This window comes from Streptomyces sp. NBC_00028 (assembly GCF_045041065.1).
In the GTDB taxonomy this organism is placed as follows: domain Bacteria; phylum Actinomycetota; class Actinomycetes; order Streptomycetales; family Streptomycetaceae; genus Streptomyces.
In genome coordinates, this window is the sequence record NZ_CP108293.1 from 2,057,311 (window position 1) to 2,068,705 (window position 11,395).

Annotated in this window: 11 protein-coding genes and 1 pseudogene; 8 read left to right on the top strand and 4 right to left on the bottom strand. The window is 68.2% G+C overall.

Going from position 1 to position 11,395, the window contains the following annotated elements; translation table 11 throughout:
- The first annotated feature begins 255 nt into the window (after positions 1-255).
- Genes OG885_RS09055 through OG885_RS09075 form a run of 5 tightly spaced genes read left to right on the top strand, consistent with a single transcriptional unit; the run spans position 256 to position 3,870 of the window.
- Positions 256-1,935, top strand: a complete 1,680-nt coding sequence (locus OG885_RS09055) for an ATP-binding protein (RefSeq protein WP_405728734.1) — start codon at positions 256-258, stop codon at positions 1,933-1,935.
- On the top strand, positions 1,932-2,345 hold the full coding sequence (locus OG885_RS09060) for a roadblock/LC7 domain-containing protein (RefSeq protein WP_405728737.1): 414 nt from the start codon (positions 1,932-1,934) through the stop codon (positions 2,343-2,345). Before OG885_RS09055 ends, OG885_RS09060 begins: the two co-directional genes overlap by 4 nt.
- Positions 2,342-2,713 (top strand): DUF742 domain-containing protein, encoded by a 372-nt coding sequence (locus OG885_RS09065; RefSeq protein ID WP_405728740.1) that lies wholly within the window; start codon positions 2,342-2,344, stop codon positions 2,711-2,713. The genes OG885_RS09060 and OG885_RS09065 overlap by 4 nt, the downstream gene beginning before the upstream one ends.
- Complete coding sequence (locus OG885_RS09070) at positions 2,691-3,314, top strand: GTP-binding protein (RefSeq protein ID WP_405728743.1); 624 nt, start codon at positions 2,691-2,693, stop codon at positions 3,312-3,314. The genes OG885_RS09065 and OG885_RS09070 overlap by 23 nt, the downstream gene beginning before the upstream one ends.
- A complete protein-coding gene (locus OG885_RS09075) occupies positions 3,307-3,870 on the top strand; it encodes a GAF domain-containing protein (RefSeq protein WP_405728746.1) in 564 nt (187 codons plus the stop codon). The genes OG885_RS09070 and OG885_RS09075 overlap by 8 nt, the downstream gene beginning before the upstream one ends.
- Position 3,871: 1 nt before the next feature.
- Here the strand turns inward: OG885_RS09075 and OG885_RS09080 are convergent, their stop codons facing one another.
- Positions 3,872-5,083, bottom strand: coding sequence for an acyl-CoA dehydrogenase family protein (locus OG885_RS09080; RefSeq protein WP_405728749.1), 1,212 nt, complete (start codon positions 5,081-5,083; stop codon positions 3,872-3,874).
- Positions 5,084-5,767: 684 nt separating this feature from the next.
- Here OG885_RS09080 and OG885_RS09085 point away from each other — a divergent pair.
- Positions 5,768-7,615: a hypothetical protein gene (locus tag OG885_RS09085; protein WP_405728752.1), complete on the top strand. Its 1,848-nt coding sequence runs from the start codon at positions 5,768-5,770 to the stop codon at positions 7,613-7,615.
- Positions 7,612-8,817: an IS110 family transposase gene (locus tag OG885_RS09090; protein ID WP_405728755.1), complete on the top strand. Its 1,206-nt coding sequence runs from the start codon at positions 7,612-7,614 to the stop codon at positions 8,815-8,817. The genes OG885_RS09085 and OG885_RS09090 overlap by 4 nt, the downstream gene beginning before the upstream one ends.
- Here OG885_RS09090 and OG885_RS09095 read toward each other — a convergent pair.
- On the bottom strand, positions 8,810-9,295 hold the full coding sequence (locus tag OG885_RS09095) for a hypothetical protein (protein WP_405728758.1): 486 nt from the start codon (positions 9,293-9,295) through the stop codon (positions 8,810-8,812). The two genes, OG885_RS09090 and OG885_RS09095, sit on opposite strands and share 8 nt — an antisense overlap.
- A 563-nt stretch (positions 9,296-9,858) precedes the next feature.
- Here OG885_RS09095 and OG885_RS09100 point away from each other — a divergent pair.
- The gene (locus OG885_RS09100; RefSeq protein WP_405728761.1) at positions 9,859-9,987 is read left to right on the top strand and encodes a hypothetical protein; all 129 of its coding nucleotides are present in this window, start codon (positions 9,859-9,861) and stop codon (positions 9,985-9,987) included.
- A gap of 398 nt (positions 9,988-10,385) precedes the next feature.
- On the opposite strand, the pseudogene OG885_RS09105 reads toward OG885_RS09100, so the two are convergent.
- A pseudogene (locus OG885_RS09105) lies at positions 10,386-11,039 on the bottom strand (PucR family transcriptional regulator); the annotation flags it as partial.
- A gap of 162 nt (positions 11,040-11,201) precedes the next feature.
- Complete coding sequence (locus OG885_RS09110; RefSeq protein WP_405728764.1) at positions 11,202-11,390, bottom strand: Trm112 family protein; 189 nt, start codon at positions 11,388-11,390, stop codon at positions 11,202-11,204.
- Positions 11,391-11,395: the final 5 nt, after the last annotated feature.

Consider the following 11,395-nt stretch of genomic DNA (forward strand, 5'->3'; position numbering starts at 1 on the left):
TGTTGGCGTGGCCAGTTCTCGGAAGTCGGGGCGGCTGCTGTGCCGCACCTCTGAGGAGGAGCCAGCCTTGCATGTGCCCCGCCGGGCACGGCGGGGCAGCTCTTCCGAACGGTTCCCCTGTCAGCAGTGGCACGGCGATCGGCTCCGTACAGCTGACGGTGTCGTATCGCGTCACCGAACAGAGCGGTGCGGATGGTTGGTCCGGAATGCGGTGCCAACACCGGAGCCCGCCTACTCGTCTTTCCGAGGACATCGATGTCTGAATTCTCTCCCCCCGCCCCGGCGGGAGCCGGCCGCCAAGGTGCTCGGCACGCCGCCCGGGACAAGACGGCGAACAAAAGCGGCCTGCGGGGCCGCCTCGTACGAGCCGTGATGGTCCCGGCGGCATCCGAGCTTGTGCTTCTGACCACCGCAGCGGTCTTCGGGTCGGTCGCGAGGCTCTCTGCCGAAGGCACAGCCTTGCTGGTGACCGGTGCGGTAGCCGCCGGGGTCGGCATCCTCGTGATCGCGTACCGGCACGTTTCCGCGATCGTCCGGCAGGTGGAGCAGGACGACCTGCTGGTCGGGGAATGGCTTGCCTTCCTGCGTGAACGCCTGGCGGCGAGCAGGCTGGCTCTGCAGAGGTATGCGGAGGCTGTGCGGCAGGGCGACCGTTCAGCCCGGCCGGCGAGGCCTGGCGCTGTGGAGGGAACGCACACCTTCGCGGATCTTGTCCGGTCCATCACCGCGTTTCACGACGTCGCGGCAACTGCTGTTGCTCAGGCGGTGCAACAGCAGCATCTGGCGGTGTTCGTGAACTTCGCCCGCCGGCTCCAGTCCTACTGCGAGTCGGCCCTCAGTCGGCTTGAGGTGGTTCTGCGGGACGAGGAGGAGCCAGACCGGCTCACTGAGCTCTACGGCATCGATCACCAGATCACTCAAATCATCCGGTCGGCGGAGAGCATGCTGGTGCTGGGCGGCGACAGGTCGCACCGAATCACTCAGCCAGTTTCCGTCAGGGCCGTTTTGCGCTACGGGATCCAGGAGATCCAGCACTTCGACCGTGTCGAGGTCACCGAGGCACCCACTGCGCTTCTGCATGGCTTCGCTATCGAGGATGTCACCCATCTGCTGGCCGAGTTGCTGGAGAACGCCACCCGGTTCTCCGACAAGGAGGTCAACGTCCGCGCGGAGTTCGTTCCGGATGGACTACTCATCGAGGTGGATGACCGCGGCCTGCCGATGGAGCTTGCCGAACGACTGCGACTGAACAAGCTGCTGCGCGACCCGGACCAGTTCGACATAGCCGAGCATCTGATCCAGGACGGCCGTAGCGGGCTGTTCGTCGTTGCCCGGCTGGCCCAGCGCCACGGCATCACCATTGAACTGCTCCGCAACAGGTACGGCAGTACCCAGGCAGCGGTGGTGATCCCGCATACGCTGCTCGCGCCCCAGGAGGCGGCCGTACCCCTGCAGACGGAGGTCGCCGTTCGTCCTCGGGGCGCGGCCGGTGCTTCCGGAGCGGCCCCGGTGCCGGGGCATGTCCTGCATGCGGGAGGGGTGCAGAGGCCGGCCGGCGCCGTTCCTCCCGTCCTTCGCGCTGTTCCCGACCACCCTCAGCCGGCGGACGTGAACGGCAGTCTCCCTGCGGTGCGCGCCGCAGAGGGTCTGGAGCTTCCTGGCCGTCAGGCGGCCGTCACTGCGTCGTCCGCCGACGCCGTGGTCGCGACCCCGGGCAGGAAGCCGTTGCCCAGGAGAACTGGCAACCATGTGGTTCCCCAGCTCCAGCAGGGCCAGGAGCTCCGGCCGCTGCATGCCACGCCCAATCCGCACCTCGCGGCCGGTTTCGCCGACGGCTTCCATGCCCCGGCTGCCGATGCGTCCTCCGACCGCGCCGCCCGGCTGCCTGCTACCTCTTCCCCTTCTGCCCCCACTGATGAGGAGATGTCCCGATGACCAGTACCACCATGACCGAAATCCTTGACGGACTGCTGAGCGCGTTCGTCGAGCGCGTTGCTCATGCGCAGGCCGCGCTCGTCTGCTCCGCCGACGGGCTCCGAATGTACGCGGTCGGGATTGACGGCGAGGGCGATGCCGACCGGGCCAGCGCGGTGGCCACCGGTATGTTCTCGCTGGCCGGCGGTGCCGACCGCGCGCTGCTCGGCGGCGGCGGCTCCACCCGGCAGGTCATCGCCGAGACCGACGGCGGCCTCATCTTCATCACCCGTCCCGCACCGGGCACGCTGCTGACCGTGCTGACCTCCCATGACGCGGAGCTGGGCCTGATCGGGTACGAGATGCAGATGCTCGGTCAACGCCTCGGCCCGGCCCTTGAGGCCGCGCCGCGCATCGTCACAGCCGGATGATGACGGCCCCCCACCAGCGGCCCTTCATCGACGCCGGCATCGCCGCCCTGCGCCCCTACGCAATCACACAGGGCCGCACCGAGCCGACGCACGACCTAGACCTCGTCAGCCAGGTGAGGGCTCGCAGCCCGGTTCGCCATCCGCCGCAAGGACTGGTGGAGGAAGCCGTGTTCCTCCTCTGCCACCCCGTGCCGTGCTCGGTGGTGGAGCTGTCCGCGCGGCTCAGGCAGCCCGTCCACGTCGTGAAGATCGTGGTATCCGACCTTCTCGACCAGGGCGTCCTGGTGCCGGCCATGCCCAACGAGACCGCAGATGGCGGCGATCCCATCGTATTGAGGAGGGTCCTTGAGGGACTCAGAGGAGTCTGACGCGCCCGCGGCGCTGTTGAAGATCCTCATCGCGGGAGGGTTCGGAGTCGGCAAGACCACCCTCGTCGGCGCGGTCAGCCAGATCGAGCCGCTGACGACCGAGGAGATGCTCACCCGAGCCAGCATCCCCCACGACAGTGTCCAGGGAGTGGAGTCCAAGACCTCCACGACCGTGGCCCTGGACTTCGGCATGATCACACTCGCCCGCCAGCACATGGCGCTGCTGCTCTTCGGTACGCCCGGCCAGGAGCGCTTCTGGTTCATGTGGCCCGACCTCGCCAAAGGAGCTATCGGAGCCGTCGTACTCGTCGATACCCGACGCTTCGAGGAGTGCTACCCGGCTGTTGAGTACTTCCTCGACATCGGCCTGCCCATCGTGGTCGCCGTCAACCATTTCGACGGCGCAGACCGCTACGAGCCCGCAGAGGTCCACGCGGCACTAGAGCTGCCGCCGGGCACCCCGGTGGTGCTCTGCGACGCGCGCGACCGCCTCCAGGTACGGCAGACCCTGATCACCCTGGTCGAACACGCGCTCATCCTCGCGACCCGCAACACAACCCCCAGCCCAACGCCCTCCACCTCCTGGAGCACTCGTGTTTGATGCCACCTCCGGCACGCACCAGCTGGCCCACCTACGGGCACAGACCCCGGCCCGCCTCGCCCGGGTCCACGAGCTCGGACTGTTCAGCGAACCAGATGCGGAATTCGACCGGTTCGCCTCCGCCCTCGCCCGTGAATCGGGCACCGAAGAGGCCATGGCCATGGTCAACTTCCTCGGGGATCGTCAGTACTTCGCCGGCCTGTGGGTACCCCCGAGCGCCCGCATCGACGGCGCCGTCACCATGTCCCGGGTGATGTCCCTGGAACACGGCTGGTGCCCCGAGGTCGTCGATCGCGGCAAGGCCCTGCCGCTGTACGACGTCTGCCTTTCTCCCCGGTTTCGCACCAACGAGGTTGCCAACGAGTTCGGCATCCGGACCTACATGGGAGCCCCGCTCTTCGACCCCCAGGACCCCACCCTCCCGATCGGCACCGTCTGCGTCATCGGCAAGCGCCCCAGGCCCAAGGACGACGGCGCTGAGATGCTCGCCTTCATCAAGAGCCGGGCCGAGCAGGCCCAGTTCCTCCTCAACCGGCGCGTCCACGAGCTGCTGTGACCTAACCGACCTCCTGCGGCACTGCAGCCCGGGTGGGAGCGGCAAAGAGCTGCGACCACTCGGGCTGCCCGGTGCCCAGCGCAAGCCTCGCCAGCCGTAGCCGCTGTACGTCCGACGTGCCGGCCGGGGCGAACATGGCGTGCGCGTCCCGGAAACACCGCTCGATCGGACGGTCGGTGAACAGGCCGCTCGCGGCGTGCACTTCCATGCCCAGTTTCGCCGAGGCCGTTCCCAGCTCGTAGTTGACGAGCTTGGCGTTCATCAGATGTCCGTCACACCGCGCCCCGCGGTCGAGCATGTCTGCCGCCGTGTACAGCACGGTCTGGGCGGTCATCATGTTCGACACCATCTGGCCCAACCGCTGCTGGACGGAGCTCAGTTCACTCAGCGGCTTGCCGTAGCGCTCGCGCGCGGCGGCGAAGGCGAGGGTGGTCTCCACGGTGGCCCGGTGAACGCCCAGGGAGACCGCCCCCAGGTTGGCACGCCCGTTCAGGACGCTCGCGGAGTCGGCGACGTCCCGTCCGTCGCCGTCGGCGCCGAGCAGGTTCTCCTCCGGCACCCAGACGTCCCCGAAGACGACCGTGCCGAAGGAGAACCCCCTCAGCGCCATCGCCGGCACCGGCGGGCGCAGCGGCGACACACCTTCCCGATCGCTCTCGACCAGGAACGCGGACAGGCTGCCCGGCCCTGAATCGGCGGTACGGGCCACCACACAGTGCAGGTTGGCAATGTGGCTGTTGCCCACGTGCGTCTTCGCCGCGTTCAGGACCCATCCGCCCCGGTGCCGGCGGGCGCGGCCCTGCATGCCGCCGAGCTGGCTGCCCGAGACCTCCTCGGTGACGTCGATGGTGGGCATGACGTCCCCGGCCGCGATCGGCGGAAGCCAGCGGCGCCTCTGGTCTTCGCTGCCGAAGTTGTCGATCATTGCGACGGGGAGCTGCGACGCCTGGGCTGCGGCGCCCATCGCCCCGCAGACCCGTGCCAGCTCCTCGATGAGTAGCACCTTCGCCACATGGCCGGCGCCCATCCCGCCGTACGCGGGATCGATCGTGATGCCGATCCATCCCCGCCGGGCGATCTCCCAGGCAAGGTCGTGTTCCACAGCGCCCGTCGCCTCCATGTGCGCGACACGCGGTGCCACCTCGGTCTCGGCGAACTCCCGGACCTCGGCCTTCAGCTGCTCGTGGCGCCCAGTGATGTCTCCGCCGAACACCAACGTCCTCCCTCACATACGACCTTGCCCCACGCCGGTGCGCACCATGACCTACGCACCGTCGCAGAGCCGACAGGCCGACTACGGCCTCCCCTGCGGCGCTCCCGCGCCCGGAGGATCAGCCCCCGAACGAGCCATGCGCCGTCCCTGTGATGCCGCAGGTAGTCGCACCTCTTCACCGTGACGATTTATCGCCTTCGTTGCACCACCACTGCTGAATCGTTCAAGTGTCGTTTCTCGCAACCAGGCGACTCCATCGCGTCAACAGCCCGGCGAAAAGGGCGATTTGCCGGGCCGTCTCGGACAACGTGTTCCTCGAACGACTACTGAACGATCCGCTGCGGCATGGCGACGATCAGCACAGTTGGCCAATGCTGTGTCCCACGCCCCGGGGAACCGGTCCAGCGCATCGGCCCCGGTCTGTGTGCTGGGCAAGAGAGCGACTGGCTGCTGTCCGCCGTGGTGAGCGTCGAGGTCGTCGACATGACGGGCGAGAGCGGTCACCACAGGGTGGTCGTGACGCATGACCCGACACGGTCGTCGATCTCTACCGTGCCTGTTCCGCTCTGACCACCTGATCCGCCACCCCCGCCGGAACCATCCGGCTCTGGTACCGCCAGTTCCGTCGGTGACCCCCGTCGCGGGCGGAGCTGGCCTCACCGGCCTACCTCGACAGCAGAAATCATGTCCCTAGCCTGCGAAAAGCCCAGCACCCCGTCCGCCGATCCGGCCCAGACCCTTTCTGGGGCGCCGCCCGCCGGTACGCCGGTCCTCCTCGAAGACAAGGACCTGACCATCCTGCGGTTGATCGCGGCAGGGCGGCGCCGCGTCGACATCGCCGGCGACACCAGCAGCAGTACGACCACGGTCGACACGCGCAGGCGGCGGCTGGGCCAGGTACTCGGGGCGGACACGAGCGAACACCTCGCTGCCCTCGGCACCGTGTACGGGCTGGTCACCCGCGAGGACCTGCCCAGCGCGCCGAGGACACGGCCTCACGTGCACGAGGACGACCAGAAGGTTCTCGACCTGATTGTGGCCGGATTGGGCAGATCGCGTATCGCGGCCCGCCTTCAGTGCGACCTCGCCCCCCTGATCACGGCCACCGCGCGGCTCACCTGGGCATTCCGCGCGGGCCACCGGTGCCAACTCGCCGCTCATGCCGTCCTGCTGGAGGCGGTGACCGCCCACGCCGTCTCGCCACGCTTCCCCGCTGTCCTGCTGCCGGACTTGCCTCCATTCCACATGACCGTCACAGGCGCCGGCGTCAGGGTGCACTCCACGCCTCCGCAGCCGGCGGCGGCATCCGCATTCCCGAGCCCCACCCGTAGTACTACGGCTGTCCGGTCACCTGAACCTGCCGAGACAGCCCAGGGCAGCGAAACGGCTGCCGGATCGCGTGGAGACGGCGCGCAGATCCCGCCGGAGCTGGTCACCTGGGTCCGCAATCACGCGGGACGGCACCAGGCATGGGCACTGCCCAACGACCCTTCCGGTGCCCGCTCGTGGCGGATGTCCTCCCCGGAAGGGATGGTCGAGCTGCGGATCCCGCGGACCCACGGCGACCTCCAGCGCGAGGTGTCCGCGCACCGGCACGCCATCAGCAGGCTGGGTGTCGGACTTGCGCCCCGGCTGGTCGGGTTCGACCCCAGGCTGCGCGCACTGCTGACCCGAGAGCCACGCGGCGAACGCGTGGACGACACCCCAGGCAAGGGCCTTCACCTGGCAGAATCCGTGCACGAGCAGGCCGGGCAACTGCTGCGCATCCTGCACGAGAGCATGCTCGGGGCTCTTGACCGGCAGGCCCAGGCCGCCGAGAACACCTTGCGGTACGTCGACTATGTCGACCGTGTGCTGGACTGGATCGAATCTCCGGTGCTGACCGGACGGCGAGCGCACATCCGGCGCCGCCTGCTCTTCCTGCGCCAGGCCCTGCCCCAGTTACCGGGGGCCTTCTGCCACGGCTCCTTCGGAGTCGGCGCCTGGCGGTGGCAGCGGCCCACCCAATCGCTGGCCCTGACAGGGTTCTCTCGCTCCCAGTTGATGGCCGCGGTCACCGATTTCGCCCGGCCCTCCCTGCTGTGGGCCGACCGGCCCGCTCTGCAGGACGCCTTCACCCACGGGTACGGCTGGCCCCTGGAGGAACCGGAGCGGCTTGTGCTCGGCGACTTCGCTCTCATGGCCGCCCTTGAGGACCTGTGGCACGCGATCCGCCTGGACGACTTCGAGACGCGCCGGCACCTCGCCGATGCCGTGTGCGCGGCCATGGACCGACTGCCCGGCCCCCCCCCGTTACCTTTTTCATGGCTCCGCAATGGGGCCTCCGGCCTTCGGGTCCGGCATGACTTCCCCCCCCTTGTTGTTCATGATCCGGGGGGTGGTGTCACCGGCTCCGGAGGCATCGACGGACCGCTGATGAGGGGCTTGAGCACCGGCTTCACCCGAGCCGGAAGAGCTCTCCGTAACGTGGATGTGGCAGCTCGGTGCCCTGGCAAGGCCGGACGAAAGCGTGACGGAGGGGCCTGCACGTGATCGACACCGGCGACATCGACGTCTTCCTCGGCCTGGACGTCGGCAAGGGCGAACACCACGCCACCGCCGTCACCCCGGCCGGGAAGAAGGCGTTCGACAAGCAGCTGCCCAACACCGAGCCCAAGCTCCGTGAACTGTTCGCGAAGCTGACAGCCAAGCACGGAACGGTGCTGGTCGTGGTCGATCAGCCAGCGTCGATCGGTGCCCTGCCGCTGGCGGTCGCCCGCGACATGGGCTGTCGGGTCGGCTACCTGCCGGGGCTGACGATGCGGCGGATCGCCGACCTCTATCCGGGTGAGGCGAAGACGGATGCTAAGGACGCCTTCATCATCGCCGACGCCGCCCGCGCGATGCCGCACACGCTTCGGGCGATCGACGGCGAGGACGAGACGATCGCCGAGCTGGAGATGATCGTGGGCTTCGACGACGACCTGGCTGGCGAGGCCACCCGGGTCGCGAACCGGCTGCACGGCCTGCTGACCCAAATTCATCCCTCGCTGGAACGGGTCCTGGGGCCGCGGTTGCAGCATCCGGCCGTCCTCACGCTGCTGGAACGGTTCGGCTCTCCGCCCCAGATACGCAAGGCGGGCCGACGGCGGCTTGTCACGCTGCTGCGGCCGAAGGCACCCAGGATGGCCGAGCGGCTGGTCGAGGAGATCTTCGAAGCCCTCGACGAGCAGACCGTCACCGTTCCGGGAACCGACGCGACCGCACTGATCGTCCCGAGCCTGGCCAGCTCGCTGACGGCCGTGCTTGACCAGCGCAAGCTGCTGGCCGGGCGGATCGAGGAACTCCTGGAGGCTCACCCTCTTTCCAAGGCCCTGACATCCATGCCGGGCATCGGCGTCAGGACCGGAGCCCGGATCCTGATCGAGGTTGGCGACGGCAGCACCTTCCCGACCGCCGGCCACCTCGCCGCCTACGCGGGTCTCGCCCCCGCGACCCGGAGCTCGGGCTCATCGATCCGCGGCGAACAGCCGTCCCGGAGAGGGAACAAGCAGCTCAAACGGGCTTTCTTTCTCTCCGCGTTCGCTGCCTTGGGTGACCCGACATCGCGGGCCTACTACGACAAGAAGATCGCCCAGGGCAAGCACCACACGCAGGCTCTGCTCTGCCTTGCCAGACGCAGGGCCGACGTCCTGTTCGCGATGCTCCGCGACGGAACCTTCTATGAACCGCAGCCGTCGGCCTCAGTCACATGACCTGCGCGTCTGCGAAGAGAACGACTCGATCAGCCTCAACATCGAAGCCGAGCACCGGGTGGCCGTAGTCGCCTTCCGGGTCCATCAGCACCGGCTTACCCAGCCGCCGTCCAATCTCCCGAAGGAAGCCGCACAACACATCAAGTCGGTCCTGCCCCTGCAATTCCCGCAGGTCGACGTCGAAGTCGATTTCGTCGGCGGCATGGAAACTGAAGATCGCCAACACATCGGCCGTTGGCCAGACCCGCAGGTCCGGGCACTCGGCATCTGCCGGGCGGGACAGCACGGCCTCCGCCCGGGGCACCGGAAGCACCGTCTCACCCTCGGAGTACTGGCAGTTCCAGCCCTTCTCCGCGACAAGATCGAGGACCGACTGCCAGTCCTCCACCGAGGCATCTGGAACACGCACGTCCGGCAACGACCCCATCAAGTCCAGGTCGAAGAAGCACTTCACGTCATCCCACAGCAGGTCGGTCACCCCGCCATGCTGCACGGCTCGCCGACCCGTCGCACCCCCGTTTCCCTTGACCAAAGACATAGGGGCACCCCCCCCGTAGCCCCACCCGAGTTGGCCGCCCGAACTGCTTCCGTTTGAGAGAAAGCGTTGCTGACCTGCCAGGGCCCCCTCTGTGGCCTCACCAACAAGACGCCGTTGACGCCTTAGCCGTGGCGTGCGGCACCGGGAAGACACGAACGGCGGCGGCACCGGCGGCGTCCTTGCCGACCGCTCGGGCGTCAACCGGGTTCTGATCGTCGTGCCCTTCCTGGAACTGATCGCACGGACGCTCCGGGAGTGGCGGGAGGTCCTGGGCGACGCCGGACGGAATGCCCGAACGGGACTTGTGGGAGAGCCCGGTACCCGGAGACGGGTGCGCCGGGAAGGCGGTCCGGGGAAACCCACCAGCGGCAACGCTGGCAGAGCGCCCCGGGCCGCCCTTACAACGCCCGCGGCGACGGTGGGCTGCGAACCGCATCCTTGCCGCGTGCAAGCCGCACATCGACTACAACCTGGTCATCGGCTGGGCCTGCACCAGCCAGTACATGCACGTCTCCGGACAGCCGCTCCAGGCCAAGGACAATGACCTGTACGAACTCGCACAGTCGGCCCGTGCCCAGGAGGCAGACCTGCGCACGGTCGCTCAGCTGCTTGAGTCGCGGCGCAGCGAGTGACGCTGTCCCGGGCCGTCACTGAGTCCGGCTGACGCGGGCCAAGTCACGAGCCCAGACCGTCCACAGGTGGAACAGGAGGGGTGGGCAGTACCTCGTGACTTTCACTTGCCAGGTTCTGCCGCGTGTCGGTCCGGCCGAGCCCGCACGGCTCGTGTCGACTGGCTCCTTGCCGCCGAGGCTGACTGCCTCGACTCGCTTCGTGTTCCGGAACGTCGCCGTGGAGATTGGTTTCTGTCCGAGGGCAGCGCCGGCGCCTGGTCACTCACGCCCTACTGTTTCCATTGCCCCAACGATCCGATAGGCGGCTGACACAGCGAGGAGGCTGTTGGACACGCTGAGGCCATATTGAGGTGCCAGAGGATGCTGCGCCTCCCGCAGGGGGGTAGGTCCCACCCCCTTCACACGGCACCCCTGTTCAATCTGCGCGTCCGGAGGACGAGTTCGAGTTCGAAGCGCCGGTCGGGGTCGTCGACCTCCTCGCCCCACAGTTGGCGTATCTGCCGGAGCCGATAGCGCACGGTCTGCGGGTGGACGCCCAGTCGGGCGGCGACCTCGGGCGCGCCGCCGCGGGTCTGCAGCCAGGCGAGGAGTGTTTCCTCCAGACGATGGCTGCGCGCGGGATGGCAGGCAAGGAGCGGCGCGAGGCAGCGGCGTGCCAAGTGCTCGACCAGTTCCTCCGCGGGCAGGAGGATCAGGGCTTCGCCGTGCTCGGCGCAGTTGAGCACTTCTCCGGCGGGGAGCCGCTTGTCGGCGATGAGACGCACCGCTTTGTGGGCCCAGCGAAGCGATTTTGCGGCTTCGGCCAGAGGTACGGGAGGTCCGATCGCGCCGGACCAGCCGACGAGGGCTCGCTTCAGGAGTTCGGACCGTCCGGCAGCTTCAGGCTCGGGGATCATCATCAGTGGGCGGTTCCGATCCATGGTGAGCAGTACGTCGTTCCCGACGGCGGGGGCGACCGCGGCGGGGGCGGGCCTGATCAGTTCCGCGACGGCGACTCGGTCGGGCAGCCTCCAGCCGATGAGGGCGGCGCGTTCGGCCAGCGCGTCGCCGACCCCTTGGGGGCACTGGGAGAACAATCGCTGCAGGGTCCGGGGGCCGTTCTCGCTCACTGCGACAGCCTTCCTCAACCATCGGATCCGATGTTGAGGAAATCATCAGCACTGGCGGCATCGTCGTCAATATGCGGCTCCAATGCATTTATGTGATGTGCATCCCTATTCGTCCGAGGGGTTTCCCGGACCTGGTTCACCCGAGGTGGGAAGCAGCTGCGGTATGCCGTCGACGATCGGATAGCGGCGCCTGAGCCGGGGGTTGTACAGCGCGTCCCCGGAGTCGAGCAATAGGAGTGGTCCCTTGTCGATCGGACAGGCGAGGATCATGAGCAGCGGGTCGTCGGACTTCATCGTCG

Coding starts and splice junctions, on each gene's coding strand:
- OG885_RS09055 (WP_405728734.1), top strand. CDS start 256: ATGTCTGAATTCTCTCCCCCCGCCCCGGCGGGAGCCGGCCGCCAAGGT.
- OG885_RS09060 (WP_405728737.1), top strand. CDS start 1,932: ATGACCAGTACCACCATGACCGAAATCCTTGACGGACTGCTGAGCGCG.
- OG885_RS09065 (WP_405728740.1), top strand. CDS start 2,342: ATGATGACGGCCCCCCACCAGCGGCCCTTCATCGACGCCGGCATCGCC.
- OG885_RS09085 (WP_405728752.1), top strand. CDS start 5,768: ATGTCCCTAGCCTGCGAAAAGCCCAGCACCCCGTCCGCCGATCCGGCC.
- OG885_RS09100 (WP_405728761.1), top strand. CDS start 9,859: ATGCACGTCTCCGGACAGCCGCTCCAGGCCAAGGACAATGACCTGTAC.
- OG885_RS09110 (WP_405728764.1), bottom strand. CDS start 11,390: ATGAAGTCCGACGACCCGCTGCTCATGATCCTCGCCTGTCCGATCGAC.